Here is a 14,079-nt window from a genome sequence, read left to right as displayed (position 1 = left end):
ACTCCATTCCAATCTCATTTCAGATCGCAAATCAGATCATTCGCCTTACGTATCAAGGCGGGACGCGAACTGCCATTTTAACCGCATCACCAATCCATGAATTGTCAAATCATGCTGCAGCGCATATAAAGCTGACAACGCTAGGGAGTGTCCAAGGAAGCGAAAGCGATTGCAGGTGATGCAATCGATCATCGTCACAGAAGGACCTCCCGATGACCATCAAGCACATCATTCCCGGCTCTCTTCTTGCCCTCGCGCTGCTGAGCGGCGCCGCCGTTGCCGGCGAGCTGCCGAGCTACGAAGTCGGTGCGCTGCCGGCCACCCCGCACCAGCTCTCCGTCGTCGGTGCATCCGCCGCGCAGCAGACCATTGCGGTGAATGCCGACAGCGCCGCCTCGCCGCACCAGCTCGCCGTGCTCACCCAGCACCACCGCAGCGCTGCGCTCGTCGCTCCGATCACCGTGGGCAGCGTCCGCAACTAGGCAACGCGGGCAACCCATCGTCGGATAGGTAGCGCGCGTCTCGCCGAGCGAGGCCGTGCTCCCTGTTCGAGATAACGCGTGGCGTCGCGCGTGGTAAAGATCCCGGACATCCACGCCGGGCAGCCCAGACGCCCGGCCCGCTGCACCTATTGGGTCTTCGACGCCAACGCTCTCCGCCTCCGTACCCGGCGCGGCAGCCGCGTCGTCGGGACCAGCCGCACAGTCACATTCCGGCCGCCGGCGGCAAGACCATCCGCGCGTGAATTGACCCGACGCCAGCCGGCTCGCCCGATTTCCCAACCGGGATCTCGCAGGGCGTCGCCGCGCGGGCCACGCATCACCAGCCATTATCAGCCTGACGCCACGCGCCGCGCCGATTGCCGGTCAAATCGCACATCCGCAATCATTATATGCGCTATTGCGCAAATACGAAAATACGAATATGTTGCCGCCATGTCCGATCCCGTCCCGCTGCTCGCCGCTCTGGCCGAGCCGACTCGTCTCGCCGCCCTGCGCATCCTTTGGGACGGCGGCGAGCACTGCGTCTGCGAGCTCATGCGGCAGCTCCGAGCCAGCGCATCGCGCATGAGCCGGCACATGTCCGCCCTCAAGGCCGCCGGTCTCGTCATCGACCGGCGTGACGCCCAGTGGGTCCGGTATCGGCTGAGCCCTGACCTGACGCCCGATCGCCGCGCCATCCTCGACGCCGTCATGGCGGCCATGCCTGAGCCGAACAGGAGTGCAGCATGAAAACCGAAGCTTCGACCTATCCTGACGGGTCGGCATCGGCTGTGATCTGGATCATCGCGACGGCAGCTGCGATCGCATTGTGGTTCGCGGTCTACTGGCAGCTGGAAGCGTTCTCGGCATGGCTGGTATCGTCGCTGCCGGTGTCCCGCGACAGCCATCTGGAAGAAGCCGCGCGGTTCTTCGTGTTCGACGCGCCCAAGGTCCTGATGCTGATGACGCTGGTCGTGTTCGGCATGGGCGTCGTGCGCAGCTTTTTTTCAGCCGAGCGAACTCGCGCATTGCTCGCCGGCAAGCGCGAGGGCCTCGGCAATGTCGCGGCTGCGATCCTCGGCGTATTCACTCCCTTCTGCTCGTGCTCGGCAGTGCCGCTCTTCGTCGGCTTCGTCTCGGCTGGCGTCCCACTCGGCGTGACCTTCTCGTTCCTGATCGCGGCGCCAATGGTGAACGAGGTCGCGCTCGGCCTGCTGTTCGCGCTGGTCGGCTGGAGGATCGCCGCAATCTATCTGGCCTTCGGCCTGGCGGTCGCGATCGTGGCGGGATGGATCATCGGACGCCTGCATCTCGAAGGCTGGCTCGAGGCATGGGTTCGCAACGTGCGCGCAGGACAGGCGGAGTTGCAGCCCAATTCACAGACCGTCGCCGATCGGATCCGGGCCGGGATCGACGCGGTACGCGACATCGTCGGCCGCGTCTGGGCATGGATCATCATTGGCATCGCGGCGGGCGCATTCATTCACGGCTATGTCCCGAACGACCTGCTCGCCTCGATCATGGGCAAGGACCAATGGTGGTCCGTGCCGGCCGTGGTGCTGATCGGCGTGCCGATGTACGCCAACGCTGCGGGCATCATTCCGGTCGTCGAGGCGCTGCTCGGCAAGGGTGCGGCGCTGGGAACGGTGCTCGCCTTCATGATGAGCGTCATCGCGCTTTCGTTTCCCGAGATGCTCATTCTGCGCAAGGTGCTGACGCTCCGGCTGATCGCTGTCTTCGCGGGCGTCGTCGCCGCCGGCATCGTCGCCGTCGGCTATCTCTTCAACGCCCTGTTCTGATGAAAGGACAAGCCCCATGAAGAACGTCAAGATTCTCGGCTCCGGCTGCAAGCGCTGTGTTCAGACCGCAGCAATGGCCTCCTCTGAGGCAAGCAAGCTCGGCATCGAGATCGAGCTGGAAAAGATCACGGACTTCGCCGACATCGCCCGGTTCGGCGTCGCCTCGACGCCGGGCGTGGTGATCGACGGCAAGGTCGTCCATGCGGGCGGGCTGCCGAAGGCCGAGGACATGGCGAAATGGCTGTCGGCGTGATGGCGTTGCGTCCGCTGCTCGCAGCGGTCCTCCTGCTCGGCCCGGCTGTCGTTGCGCGCGCCGACGAACCGACGTGGACGCGGCGCATCATCGCGCCGGACACGGCGCTCAAAGCGGCACAGGCGGCGCTCGCGGAGTGCCGCAAACGCGGCTGGCAGGCTGCCGTGACCGTGAGCGATCCGTCGGGGCTCGCGCTGGTCACCCTGCGCGACCGTTTCGCCGGCTGGCATACCCTTGAGGCCGCGACGGGCAAGGCGAGGACGGCCGCGAGCTGGCGCGAGGCGACGAGCACGCTCGCAGCCCGGCTGGCACGACCGGACGCCGCGGAGCGGGCCATCGTCAACGTTCCCGGCGTTGTCATGGTCGGCGGCGGCATGCCAATAGAGGCCGCTGGCCAGCAGGTCGGAGCGATCGGCGTATCCGGCGCGCCCGGAGGCGACAACGACGACATCTGCGCGAAGGCCGGCATCGAAGCCGTCGCTGCGGACATCGCGTTCTGAGCGCTTGTACCGGCGTATCGCGAACGAGGACGGCCAACGCCGATCATTTTGCCGGAGGATACCGCGTTGTCTGACACGATGCCTCAATTGGACGAAACCTCATTCCGTGCCATCGACCGCGCGAAGCTGCTGGAGCCTGCGCTCTCCTCCCACCCTCCGCGAATCCTGCTGCTCTACGGATCGCTCCGGCAACGCTCGTTCAGCCGGCTGCTGACCGAGGAAGCGGCGCGCATTCTCGTGCGCTTCGGCGCGGAGACACGGACTTTCGATCCGCGCGGCTTGCCGCTGGTCGACGACGCCGAGCCGGACCATCCGAAGGTCCGCGAGCTGCGCGATCTCGTGACATGGTGCGAAGGCATGGTGTGGTGCTCGCCGGAGCGGCACGGCGCGATGACCGGTGTGATGAAGACCCAGATCGACTGGATCCCGCTGTCGCTCGGCGCCGTCCGGCCGACGCAGGGCAAGACGCTGGCGGTGATGCAGGTTTCTGGCGGCTCGCAGTCGTTCAACGCGGTCAATCAGCTTCGGGTGCTCGGCCGCTGGATGCGCCTGATCACCATTCCGAACCAGTCCTCGGTGCCCAAGGCCTTCGCGGAGTTCGACGACGCGGACCGCATGAAGCCGTCCCCCTATTACGATCGCCTCGTCGACGTGATGGAAGAGCTGGTCAAGTTCACACTGCTGACGCGCGACCGCGCCGACTATCTGGTCGACCGCTACTCCGAGCGCAAGGAAAGCGCCGAGGCGCTGTCGCAGCGGGTCAATCAGCGGTCGCTCTGAGCCGGCGCTCCCGGGAGTTCGGGATGGGCCACTAACTTCTGATAAAAATAATTACCTTGCGTATTTCCGGAATTCATGATTGTATCCGCGCATCCCGCCTCACTGCGGAGGGGCGTTGCGCGCGATCGTCACGACACGCGAGGCGGGGAGCGATGGCCGCGAGAGATCGCAGCGTCTTCTCACGAGGGCGCGGACGAACGATCGCTTGCGGACGTGAAGTCGCAGCGTCCTGACACCCCGATGCTGGTGTCACGTTCGCGACGGCGCTGAAGCGCCGCGCGGACAATGGTGGCCAACAAGCCCGGCGCACCAGGGAGACTGCGTATAAGCGTGAAGACCGTCGCGCAGGGAATGCCGGTGGCGGGCTCAAGCGGTGGTCGCAACACCAAGTGTTTTCATTCGTGACAGCAGCTCGTCAAGCGCTTCTGCTGGAGTTTTCCATCCTAGCGTCTTTCTCGGTCGGGAATTGAGCGCTGCGGCCACGGCGGCGATCTCGTCAGCATCGTAGACGCTCAGATCGGTACCTTTCGGGAAGTACTGCCGCAGCAGGCCATTCGTGTTCTCGTTCGTGCCACGTTGCCAGGGGCTTCTTGGATCGCAGAAGTAGATCTGAAGGTCTGTATCGATCTTGAGGTCACTGTGTTGAGCCATTTCGGTCCCCTGATCCCAGGTTAGCGAGCGGCGGAGTTCTTTGGGCAAGGTGACGATGGTGCGCGTGATCGCATCGCGTACCGCTTCAGCTCCGTGTCCGGAGAGCGCAGGCCCATCCTTCGTACGTGGGCCATCGTCAAACCCCGGCAGCCGTGGAAGGTGCAGGAGCATTGTAAACCGCGTGCTGCGTTCGACCAGCGTGCCGATTGCCGAGCTGGCGGAGCCGACGATCAGATCTCCTTCCCAATGTCCCGGCACAGCTCGATCCGCGACTTCGGCCGGACGCTCACTGATCATGATCTCTGGCGATATGAAGCCTTTGCTGCGCTTCCGCGTACGCGCTCGGGGCACGCGCAGCGCACGTCCCGTTCGCAAACAGGACGACAACTCGCGTTTCAGCGCTCCTCGGCCCTGAACAAAAAGCGCCTGGTAAATGGCTTCGTGGCTGATGCGCATCGCCTCGTCATCCGGGAAGTCGATCGGTAAGCGCCGGGCAATCTGCTCGGGACTCCACGCTTTCGTCCACCCCTGATTCTGGCTAGAGCCCGCACGACCGGCCTTCCGCCGAACGCCGCCTGGAGGTGCGACAAACCCTGCAAGCCGCTCTTCAACATAAGCGCGCAAGGCGGCGTTGCTTGCAAGCTTGCTCGGCTTAGGACGCCGGGCCGATCGATCTGCATGCCACTGGGCGGCCGTCGCCCGATAGGCCATCTTGCCGCCGTGCGTGGCCGCATTGCGATCGAGTTCACGGGAGATGGTCGAGGGAGATCGATTGAGACGCCGCGCTATCTCTCGTACAGAATGGCGCTGCGCATTCAGCAGCGCAATCTCTTCGCGCTCAGAAAAAGAGAGGTGCCGTCCGGAGAGCGGCTTCGCTGAAGGTCGGAACATTGCCGGTGCCACGCCGCCCGCTTTTCGAAATAATCGGGGGCCGACAGCATCCGATAATCCAGCAGCCAGCGCAGCATTCTCGCTGTTCAACCCAGCGGCAATCCCACGCCAAAATTTCTGCTGTTCCGCACGCCCCGCAACTGGTGGGCGCCCCAATGATCCCAGCTTGCTCCGCGTTGACCGTTTCTTTCGAATGCCCATCGCAACCTCCTCATCGAGTGTTGCGACGACCAATTGAATCCGCCGGTTGAATCGGCTTTGCCTGTGGTACCTGCCGCCTGCATTTTTTTCGCAGGCGGGCCATGGGTGGGGCCTTCACCCGGCATTCCCTGCGCCCTCTGCATTTCGAGAGGGACGAACTGATCGCAGGCCTCGGGCGCGATGCGCCGCGAGACTGCAAAGCTCTGTCGATCGCTGTTTGAGCCGTGAATTCGCCTTGCGAACCGTCGTCGTCCCGGACAAGCCACGGCGCGCGCCAGCGCGTCGGGGCGCCGATCCGGGATCCGTACGCCGCGGCCGTCGTGATGAGCAAACAGCCAATGATTAGCCCGCCCCAAACTGCTTCCTGGGGGCTATGGTCCCGGCTCGAGGCCGGGACGACAGCGGAGTGTGGAGCTGCCGCAGGGTGGGCAAAGCAGCGCCCGCAGGCGCAGCGTGCCCACCGCCGTGCCGCGAGCTCGGAGCCGGATGGTGGGCACGGCGCGGGACAGAGCGCCTTAGCAGGCGCACATCGCGGCGCGCCTTTGCCCACCCTACTGCATCGTGCCCTACTGCAGGCTCAACGCCACGAAGCGCAGCTCGCCGTCGGCGTTGGAGACGAGCAGCAGCACCGACTTCTTGCCGTCCTTCTTGAGCTGGTCGACGCGCTTCTTGATATCGGCGCCCGAGGTCACCGCCTCCTGGGCGACCTCGACGATGACGTCGCCGGCCGACAGCCGCTTCTCGGCGGCGTCGGAGGCCTGGTCAACACCGGTGACGACGACGCCCTTGACGCTGTCCTTGATCTTGTAGCGGGCGCGCAGGTCCTTCGACAACGCGGCGAGATCGAGCCCGAGCGCCTTCTGGGTCACCGGCTTCTCGGCCGGCTCGTCCTTCTTGATCGCCGCCTGCTGCACCTTCTCGGTGTCCTCGAGCCGGCCGAGCTTGACCTTGAGCGTCTGCTCCTGGCCCTTGCGGATGACGATGACGTCGACCTCCTTGCCGACAGCGGTGTCGGCGACGATGCGCGACAGGTCCTTCGGCTCCTTGATGTCATGGCCGTCGAACTTGACGACGACGTCGCCCGGCTCGATGCCGGCCGGCTTGGCCGGTCCCTTGTCGTCGACGCCGGCGACCAGCGCGCCGCGCGCCGGCTTGATGTTGAGGCTCTCCGCGATCTCGTCGGTGACGCCCTGGATGCGCACGCCGAGCCAGCCGCGGCGCAGCTCGCCGAACTGGCGCAACTGGTCGACGACGCCGGCCACGGTCTTCGAGGGCACCGCGAAGCCGATGCCGATCGAGCCGCCCGACGGCGAGATGATCAGCGTGTTGACGCCGATGACCTCGCCCTCGAGGTTGAACAGCGGGCCGCCGGAATTACCGCGGTTGATGGCGGCGTCGGTCTGGATGTAGCTGTCATAGGGCCCCGACGAGATGTCGCGGTTCTTGGCCGAGACGATGCCGGCGGTGACGGTGCCGCCGAGACTGAACGGGTTGCCGATCGCGACCACCCAGTCGCCCAGCCGCAGCTTGTCGGAGTCGCCGAACTTGACCACCGTCAGCGGCCGCGGCGGCTTGAACTTGAGCACCGCAAGGTCGGTCTTCTTGTCGACGCCGACCAGCTCGGCCTTGATCTTGGTGCCGTCGTTGAGGATCACGTTGATCTCATCGGCATCGGCAATGACGTGGTTGTTGGTGACGACAACGCCCGAGTCGTCGACGATGAAGCCCGAGCCCAGCGAGTTGGTGCGGCGCGGCGAGTTGTCGGCACCGCCCCGGCCGCCCGGACCGCCGCGGCGGTTCTTGAAGAAATCGTCGAAGAACTCCTCGAACGGCGAGCCGGGCGGCACCTGCGGATTGGCGTTCCGCCCCTCGGACGAGCCGCCCTTGGGCTCGACAGTTTGCGAGGTCGAGATGTTGACGACGGCGTCGATCACCTTTTCGGCGACATCGGCGATCCCCTCCGGCCCCCGCGCCGAGGCCGGGGCCGGCGCGAGCGCCCAGCCCGCGGCAAGGACCGCCGCGGTCAGGATCGGGCGCAGTCGACGGCTGAAAGCAAGGGTTGCGGTCATCGGGCGGATCTCCAGAAAAGTCGGCAAATTCAACTGTTACAGTGCGCCGGAACCGGCGGGGGACGCAAGCACGCCGGATCGGACCGCAGATTCATCATTGAGGGCGACCTAATACGGCAAAATGGCGCAGCCATCGCCTCACAATGGCGTTGGCCGGGCAGCAGACCGTCATTGCAGCGGTCGCGCCTCGTTCCTGTGCGACGGGGCACGCAAACGCACGACAATCCACCGCTCAGATCGGCCGCCGGATCACCCAGATCAGGACCAGGCCGGCCACCGCCGAGCCGATGCCGACTGCGCGCAGCACGTTGTCGGGCGTGGTCATCGCGGTCTTCATGGCCCGCCGCATCCACTCCGGACTGGCCGCGAACAACAGGCCTTCGAGCACGAACAGGATACCTAATCCGATGAGGAAATCGGAAAACGCAATGGACCTCATCGGACCCGGACCTCCCGTTCGATCTTCTTGATATGTAACGGGGCGAAGCAACGGCTTCGCCCCCTCCATGTCAACTCTTATTCGCCCCGATCAACGGCTCCGGCATCGAGGCAGGCGCCATCAGGGCTTGGGCGCCGGCACCGCGACGGCCGCCGTCGAGTTGGCGGTGGAAGGCGTCTCCCCCGCCGGCTTCCCCGAGGGGTTGGCGAAGTAGCGGAAGAACTCCGAATCGGGCCGCAGCAGGAAGCGAGTGTCGCCGGATTTCAGGCCGTTCTCATACGCCGCCATCGAGCGGTAGAAGGCGAAGAAGTCGCGGTCCTTGCTGTAGGCCTCGGCGAACAGCCGGTTGCGTTCGGCATCGCCGGCGCCGCGGGTCTGCTCCGCCTGCGAGTTGGCCTCGGCGACGATCACGGTGGCCTCGCGATCGGCCTTGGACCTGATCTCCTGGGCCTTCTGGCCGCCGAGCGCCCGGAACTCCTCGGCCTCGCGCTGCCGCTCGGTCTTCATCCGGTTGTAAACCGCCTGGCTGTTGGCCTCCGGCAGGTCGGCGCGACGGATTCGGACGTCCACCACCTGGATGCCATAGGCGTCGGCCTCCTTGTCGAGCTGATCGCGGATCTTGCGCATCAGCGCCTCGCGCTCGTCGCGCACGACTTGCGTGAAGGTGACCTCGCCGAGCACGCGGCGCAGCGCGGCGTTCAGCAGCGTGCCGAGCTGGACGTTGGCGGTCTGGATCGAACCGACGCTCTGGTAGAACTGCAGCGCGTTCTTGATCTTGTAGCGCGCGAAGGCGTCGACCACGAGTCGCTTCTGGTCGAACGCGATCACCTCCTGCGAGGGGTTCTCGAGGTCGAGGATGCGCTTGTCGATCGAGATCACGTTGTCGATGAACGGTGCCTTGAAGTTCAGACCGGGCTCCGTGACGACGTCGACCGGCTTGCCGAACCGCACCACCAGCGCCTGCTCGGTCTGGTTCACGGTGAACAGCGAGCTGTAGCCGATGACGACGAGCACGAGCACGGCGACGAGCGCGACGATGCCTGCAACGGGGGACCTCATCGGACGCCTCCCTGCTGAGCGGCCGGCGCCGGACGGCGCGGCAAGAGATCGCCGAGCGGCAGCAGCGGCACGGGTCCGCCGGTGGCGCCGCTGTCGAGCACGAGCTTCTCCGAGCCACCGAGCACGCGCTCCATGGTCTCGAGATAGATCCGTTCGCGGGTCACGTCGGGCGCCTTCTTGTACTCGTCATAGACCTTGAGGAAGCGCGCGCTCTGGCCCTTGGCCTCGGCGATCGCCTGCTCCTTGTAGCCCTCGGCGACCTGCAGGATCTGCGCGGCACGACCGCGCGCATCCGGCACCACCTTGTTGGCGTAGGTCTGGGCTTCGTTCTGGAGACGCTCGAGGTCGGCACGCGCCGCCTGGACGTCGCGGAATGCCTCGATCACCTGGGCCGGCGGATCGACCTTCTGCATCTGCACCTGGGTGATCTGGATTCCGGAGCCGTAATTGTCGAGCGTCTTCTGCATCAGTTCCTGCACGTTCTGCTCGATCACGGTGCGGGCACCGGTGAGGATCGGCTGGATGTTGGAGCGGCCGATCACCTCGCGCATCGCGCTCTCGGCCACCGCCTTCACGGTGCCCTCGGGGTTCTGGATGTTGAACAGGAAGTCGGCCGCGCCCTTCGGCTTGATGCGCCAGAGCACGGTGACGTCGACGTCGACGATGTTCTCGTCGCCGGTCAGCATCAGGCTTTCCTCGGGGACATCGCGACCGCCGCGGCCGCGCCGGCCGGGATCGTCATTGGCGGTGATGCCGATCGAGATCGAGTTGACGCGCAGCGCCTTGGGCAGCAGCACGGTCTCGATCGGGTAAGGCAGGTGATAGCGCAGGCCCGGCTGCTCATCACGGACATATTTGCCGAAGCGCAGCACGACGCCGAGCTCCTCGGACTGCACGCGGTAGATGCCGGAGGCGAGCCAGATGATGATGGCGCCGAGCACGATCAGGAGCACGCCCGCGGTGCCGAAACCGCCGCCCGGCACGAACTGCTGCAGCCGGTCCTGGCCGCGCCGCAGAAGATCTTCCAGGTCGGGCGGCCTTGGACCGACCGGTTGCGGTCCCGAGCCCCAGGGCCCCTTCGGACCCTGACCCCACGGGCCTCCGCCCTGATTCTTCCACGCCATCGATCGATCTCCTCCGAGAGGCTGAGTGTACACCAACGCCGGCCCCGACGGTCGCCGGGTTATAAGGGACGGCCCCGCCCCTTACAACGTAGCGCTCCAGCTAAGCCCGAACCGGGTTTTGTCAATGTAAACAGGGCTGGAAGCGCCGGTTTGCCGCGGCCTCAGCTCCGCCACGCGGCCAAACTGCGCGACTTCATCATTAACGGATGGTCTTGAGGGGGCCGTCGCGTCGATCCGACCGGCGAAACGCTCACCGCCGCCGGCGATAGGTGACGTAGGAGAATTCGGCCTGATCGTCGGGCCCCGAGGCATGGCGCTCCCGCGCCACCTCTTCCCATTGGGCCGGGTCGATCGCCGGAAACACGGTATCGCCAGGCGGGCTCGCATGCACCTCGGTGATCTCCAGCCGGTCGGCGACCGGCATCGTCGCAGCAAAGAGCTCTGTGCCTCCGATGACCGCGATCTCCGCGGCTGAACGCCGCAGCGCATCACCACGCGCGATGCCGAGCGCTTCATCGACGGTATGGGTCACGATCGCGCCCGGCGCGCGAAACTCGGCATCGCGGGTGACGACGATGTTGGTGCGGCCCGGCAGCGGCCGGCGCGGAAACGAGACGAAGGTCTTGCGGCCCATCACGATCGGGCGGCCCATGGTCATCGCCTTGAAGCGCTGCATGTCGCTCTTCTGCCGCCACGGGATCGCACCGGCGGCGCCGATGATGCCGTTGTCGGCGACCGCGACGATCAGCACGATCTCGATCACGGCGCCCTCTCCGCCAGTTGAGCCAGAGCTTCGCCGGTCACCTTGCATAGCGTCCACTCGTCCATGAGCTCGGCGCCGAGCGATTTGTAGAAAGTGATGGAAGGAGCATTCCAGTCGAGCACCGACCATTGCAGCCGCGCCCAGCCCTTTTCGACGCAGGTCCGCGCGAGGTGACCGAGCAAGGCCTGGCCGATGCCATTGCGGCGAAACGCCGGCCGCACGAACAGGTCTTCGATATAGATCCCTGGCTTGCCGGCAAACGTGGAGAAGTTGACGAACCAGACCGCGAAGCCCGCCACCGCGCCGTTCCATTCGGCGAGATCGCAGAACAGCGTCGGGTGCTCACAGAACAGCGCGCCGGCGATGTCGGCCTCGCTCGCGTCGACCTCGTGCGATAGCTTCTCGTAGTCGGCGAGGTCCCGGATCAGCGCGAATACGCTTCCGATGTCGTCAGGCCGGGCGCTACGGATCGAAACCGGCATGCGTCAGACCGCGACCTCGGCCTTGATATGCGGATGCGGATCGTAGCCGGCGAGCGCGAAGTCCTCGTAGCGGAAGCCGAAGATGTCCTTGACGTCCGGATTGAGCGTCATGGTCGGCAGCGGACGGGGAGCGCGCGTGAGCTGCAGCCGCGCCTGCTCGATATGGTTGGAATAGAGATGCACGTCGCCGAAGGAGTGCACGAATTCGCCGGGCTTCAATCCCGTCACCTGCGCCGCCATCATCGTCAGCAGCGCATAGGATGCGATGTTGAAGGGCACGCCGAGGAAGACGTCGGCCGAGCGCTGGTAGAGCTGGCACGACAATCTGCCGTTCACGACATAAAACTGGAACAGGCAGTGGCACGGCGGCAGCGCCATCTTCTCGACGTCGGCCGGGTTCCAGGCTGTCACGATCAGCCGGCGCGAATCCGGATTGCGCCTGATCATGTCGATCACGTTCGTGATCTGGTCGATATGACCGCCGTCCGGCGTCGGCCACGAGCGCCACTGATAGCCGTAGACGGGGCCGAGATCGCCATTGGCGTCGGCCCACTCGTCCCAGATGGTGACGCCGTTGTCGTGCAGATATTTGATGTTGGTGTCGCCCTTCAGGAACCACAGCAGCTCGTGCACGATCGCCTTGAGCGGCAGCCGCTTGGTGGTCACCAGCGGAAAGCCGGCCGCAAGGTTGAAGCGCATCTGGTGGCCGAACACCGACAGCGTGCCGGTGCCGGTGCGGTCGTGCTTCTCGGCGCCGTCGGACAGGATGCGTTCGAGCAGGTCGTGATACTGGTGCATGGTGCGCGCTGGCGGCCTTTCGCAGAAGGCGGCGAATTTAACGACAGGGATCGCCCGGCCCTAGCCTCGACTCGGCCCGGACGCCAATTATACCCCGAAAAATGTCGGCCACCGCTGCAAACGACAAGGGCGGAACCGCACGTTCCGCCCCCCTCCCGATCCATGGCCGTTCCGTACCCTGCTCGCCGGCTTGAGGACCGCGGACCATTTGACGATCTCGCCCTTCACCAGCGTCCCGAGCGCCTCCGGCGTCCGGTCTGCCGACGCGGGTCAGCCTTCGCTCTCCACGAAGACCTCGTCGCGCTTGCGGCGCAACGTCGGCAGCACCGCCAGCACCAACAGCCCCGCCGCGATCGCGAGCAGCACGGCCGACAGCGGCCGCGTCAGGAACACCGACCAGTCGCCGCGCGAGATCAGCAGCGCCCGGCGCAGGTTCTCCTCCATCAACGGGCCCAGCACCATGCCGAGCAACAGCGGCGCCGGCTCGAAATCATGCTTGATCAGCCAGTAGCCGACGAGGCCGAACGCGCCCGCCAGGACGACGTCGACCGGCGCGTTGTTGACCGAATAGATGCCGATCGCGCAGAAGATCACGATCGACGGGAACATCAGCCGGTATGGCACGCGCAAGAGCCGCACCCAGATGCCGACCAGCGGCAGGTTGATGATGATCAGCATGAGATTACCGATCCACATCGAGGCGATCATGCCCCAGACCAGATCGGGCTGCTTCTGCATCACCTGCGGGCCCGGCACGATGCCGTGGATGGTCATCGCGCCGACCATCAGCGCCATGACCGCATTCGGCGGAATGCCGAGCGTCAGCAGCGGAATGAAGGAGGTCTGCGCCGCCGCATTATTGGCGCTCTCCGGCGCCGCGACGCCCTCGATCGCACCGCGACCGAACCGCGACGGATCTCGCGCGATCTTCTTCTCCAGCGTATAGGCCGCGAACGAGGCGATCACCGCACCTCCGCCCGGCAGGATGCCCAGGATCGAACCGAGCACCGTGCCGCGCAGGATCGCCGGCGCGGAGTCCTTCAGATCCTTCCTGGTTGGCATCAGGCCGGTGATCTTCTTCTGCACGAGGTCGCGGTCCATCTCCGCGCCGGCATCGAGATTGCGAATGATCTCGGCAAAGCCGAACACGCCCATCGCGACGGTGGCAAAGCCCAGGCCGTCGGCGAGCTCGGGAATATTGAAGGCCATGCGCGAGACGCCGGTCTCGATGTCCGAGCCGACCATCGACAGCAGCAGGCCGAGCACGATCATTGCGATCGCCTTCAGCACCGAGCCCTTCGCCAGCACGACTGCGAAGATCAGGCCCAGCACCATCAGCGAGAAATACTCGGCCGGGCCGAACGCCAGCGCGAGCTTGGTCAACGGCGCGCCGAGGATCGCAATCAGCACGGTGGCAACGCAGCCGGCGAAGAATGAGCCGATCGCGGCAATCGCCAGCGCCGGACCGGCACGGCCCTGCTTCGCCATCTGGAAGCCGTCGAGCGCGGTCACCACCGACGTCGCCTCGCCGGGAATGTTGACCAGGATGGACGTCGTCGAGCCGCCATACTGGGCGCCGTAGTAGATGCCGGCCAGCATGATCAGCGCGCCGACCGGCGGCAGGCCGAAGGTGATCGGCAGCAACATCGCGACGGTGGCGATGGTCCCGATGCCCGGGAGAACGCCGACCAGCGTGCCGACCAGCGCGCCGATCAGGCACATCAGCAGATTGATTGGCGACAACGCGACGGCGAAACCGTGGGCGAGATTTGCAAACAGATCCATCAC

The 14,079-nt window shown here is 65.6% G+C and carries 15 protein-coding genes; 6 read left to right on the top strand and 9 right to left on the bottom strand.

The window, feature by feature from the left end:
* The first annotated feature begins 212 nt into the window (after positions 1 to 212).
* The 6 genes from ACQR1E_RS17770 (at position 213) to arsH (ending at position 3,814) form a co-directional block, all read left to right on the top strand.
* Positions 213 to 482, top strand: a complete 270-nt coding sequence (locus tag ACQR1E_RS17770; RefSeq protein ID WP_315769108.1) for a hypothetical protein — start codon at positions 213 to 215, stop codon at positions 480 to 482.
* Between the two features lie 453 nt (positions 483 to 935).
* On the top strand, positions 936 to 1,232 hold the full coding sequence (locus ACQR1E_RS17765) for an ArsR/SmtB family transcription factor (RefSeq protein ID WP_315713353.1): 297 nt from the start codon (positions 936 to 938) through the stop codon (positions 1,230 to 1,232).
* A complete protein-coding gene (locus ACQR1E_RS17760) occupies positions 1,229 to 2,281 on the top strand; it encodes a permease (RefSeq protein ID WP_434863301.1) in 1,053 nt (350 codons plus the stop codon). The genes ACQR1E_RS17765 and ACQR1E_RS17760 overlap by 4 nt, the downstream gene beginning before the upstream one ends.
* Positions 2,282 to 2,297: 16 nt before the next feature.
* The gene (locus ACQR1E_RS17755) at positions 2,298 to 2,534 is read left to right on the top strand and encodes a thioredoxin family protein (RefSeq protein ID WP_434863302.1); all 237 of its coding nucleotides are present in this window, start codon (positions 2,298 to 2,300) and stop codon (positions 2,532 to 2,534) included.
* The gene (locus ACQR1E_RS17750) at positions 2,519 to 3,034 is read left to right on the top strand and encodes a GlcG/HbpS family heme-binding protein (protein ID WP_315752734.1); all 516 of its coding nucleotides are present in this window, start codon (positions 2,519 to 2,521) and stop codon (positions 3,032 to 3,034) included. The genes ACQR1E_RS17755 and ACQR1E_RS17750 overlap by 16 nt, the downstream gene beginning before the upstream one ends.
* A 78-nt stretch (positions 3,035 to 3,112) precedes the next feature.
* Positions 3,113 to 3,814 (top strand): arsenical resistance protein ArsH, encoded by a 702-nt coding sequence (arsH, locus tag ACQR1E_RS17745; protein WP_315752894.1) that lies wholly within the window; start codon positions 3,113 to 3,115, stop codon positions 3,812 to 3,814.
* Positions 3,815 to 4,180: 366 nt separating this feature from the next.
* Here the strand turns inward: arsH and ACQR1E_RS17740 are convergent, their stop codons facing one another.
* The 9 genes from ACQR1E_RS17740 to ACQR1E_RS17700 form a co-directional block, all read right to left on the bottom strand.
* The gene (locus tag ACQR1E_RS17740) at positions 4,181 to 5,557 is read right to left on the bottom strand and encodes an IS30 family transposase (RefSeq protein WP_434897351.1); all 1,377 of its coding nucleotides are present in this window, start codon (positions 5,555 to 5,557) and stop codon (positions 4,181 to 4,183) included.
* Between the two features lie 566 nt (positions 5,558 to 6,123).
* Positions 6,124 to 7,626 carry a Do family serine endopeptidase gene (locus ACQR1E_RS17735; protein WP_315752480.1) on the bottom strand — a complete coding sequence of 501 codons (1,503 nt, stop codon included), beginning with the start codon at positions 7,624 to 7,626 and terminating at the stop codon, positions 6,124 to 6,126.
* A 232-nt stretch (positions 7,627 to 7,858) separates the two neighbouring features.
* Positions 7,859 to 8,065: a DUF2065 domain-containing protein gene (locus ACQR1E_RS17730; protein ID WP_315713359.1), complete on the bottom strand. Its 207-nt coding sequence runs from the start codon at positions 8,063 to 8,065 to the stop codon at positions 7,859 to 7,861.
* 120 nt (positions 8,066 to 8,185) lie between these two features.
* Positions 8,186 to 9,124 (bottom strand): protease modulator HflC, encoded by a 939-nt coding sequence (gene hflC / locus ACQR1E_RS17725; RefSeq protein ID WP_315713360.1) that lies wholly within the window; start codon positions 9,122 to 9,124, stop codon positions 8,186 to 8,188.
* Positions 9,121 to 10,248, bottom strand: coding sequence for an FtsH protease activity modulator HflK (hflK, locus tag ACQR1E_RS17720; protein ID WP_315713361.1), 1,128 nt, complete (start codon positions 10,246 to 10,248; stop codon positions 9,121 to 9,123). The genes hflC and hflK overlap by 4 nt, the downstream gene beginning before the upstream one ends.
* Before the next feature lie 250 nt (positions 10,249 to 10,498).
* Positions 10,499 to 11,011: a dihydrofolate reductase gene (locus ACQR1E_RS17715; RefSeq protein WP_315752478.1), complete on the bottom strand. Its 513-nt coding sequence runs from the start codon at positions 11,009 to 11,011 to the stop codon at positions 10,499 to 10,501.
* Positions 11,008 to 11,493 (bottom strand): GNAT family N-acetyltransferase, encoded by a 486-nt coding sequence (locus tag ACQR1E_RS17710; protein WP_315752477.1) that lies wholly within the window; start codon positions 11,491 to 11,493, stop codon positions 11,008 to 11,010. The genes ACQR1E_RS17715 and ACQR1E_RS17710 overlap by 4 nt, the downstream gene beginning before the upstream one ends.
* A 3-nt stretch (positions 11,494 to 11,496) precedes the next feature.
* Positions 11,497 to 12,291: a thymidylate synthase gene (locus tag ACQR1E_RS17705; protein ID WP_315713364.1), complete on the bottom strand. Its 795-nt coding sequence runs from the start codon at positions 12,289 to 12,291 to the stop codon at positions 11,497 to 11,499.
* A gap of 270 nt (positions 12,292 to 12,561) precedes the next feature.
* A complete protein-coding gene (locus ACQR1E_RS17700; protein WP_315752476.1) occupies positions 12,562 to 14,076 on the bottom strand; it encodes a tripartite tricarboxylate transporter permease in 1,515 nt (504 codons plus the stop codon).
* Between the last annotated feature and the right edge of the window lie 3 nt (positions 14,077 to 14,079).

Source organism: Bradyrhizobium sp. HKCCYLRH1030 (assembly GCF_051168395.1).
Classification (GTDB): domain Bacteria; phylum Pseudomonadota; class Alphaproteobacteria; order Rhizobiales; family Xanthobacteraceae; genus Bradyrhizobium.
Note: the sequence above shows the minus strand (reverse complement) of the source record. Positions and strands in the feature narration are given on the sequence as shown.

Coding starts and splice junctions, on each gene's coding strand:
- ACQR1E_RS17770 (WP_315769108.1), top strand. CDS start 213: ATGACCATCAAGCACATCATTCCCGGCTCTCTTCTTGCCCTCGCGCTG.
- ACQR1E_RS17765 (WP_315713353.1), top strand. CDS start 936: ATGTCCGATCCCGTCCCGCTGCTCGCCGCTCTGGCCGAGCCGACTCGT.
- ACQR1E_RS17760 (WP_434863301.1), top strand. CDS start 1,229: ATGAAAACCGAAGCTTCGACCTATCCTGACGGGTCGGCATCGGCTGTG.
- ACQR1E_RS17755 (WP_434863302.1), top strand. CDS start 2,298: ATGAAGAACGTCAAGATTCTCGGCTCCGGCTGCAAGCGCTGTGTTCAG.
- ACQR1E_RS17750 (WP_315752734.1), top strand. CDS start 2,519: ATGGCTGTCGGCGTGATGGCGTTGCGTCCGCTGCTCGCAGCGGTCCTC.
- arsH (WP_315752894.1), top strand. CDS start 3,113: ATGCCTCAATTGGACGAAACCTCATTCCGTGCCATCGACCGCGCGAAG.
- ACQR1E_RS17740 (WP_434897351.1), bottom strand. CDS start 5,557: ATGGGCATTCGAAAGAAACGGTCAACGCGGAGCAAGCTGGGATCATTG.
- ACQR1E_RS17735 (WP_315752480.1), bottom strand. CDS start 7,626: ATGACCGCAACCCTTGCTTTCAGCCGTCGACTGCGCCCGATCCTGACC.
- ACQR1E_RS17730 (WP_315713359.1), bottom strand. CDS start 8,065: ATGAGGTCCATTGCGTTTTCCGATTTCCTCATCGGATTAGGTATCCTG.
- hflC (WP_315713360.1), bottom strand. CDS start 9,124: ATGAGGTCCCCCGTTGCAGGCATCGTCGCGCTCGTCGCCGTGCTCGTG.
- hflK (WP_315713361.1), bottom strand. CDS start 10,248: ATGGCGTGGAAGAATCAGGGCGGAGGCCCGTGGGGTCAGGGTCCGAAG.
- ACQR1E_RS17710 (WP_315752477.1), bottom strand. CDS start 11,493: ATGCCGGTTTCGATCCGTAGCGCCCGGCCTGACGACATCGGAAGCGTA.
- ACQR1E_RS17705 (WP_315713364.1), bottom strand. CDS start 12,291: ATGCACCAGTATCACGACCTGCTCGAACGCATCCTGTCCGACGGCGCC.
- ACQR1E_RS17700 (WP_315752476.1), bottom strand. CDS start 14,076: ATGGATCTGTTTGCAAATCTCGCCCACGGTTTCGCCGTCGCGTTGTCG.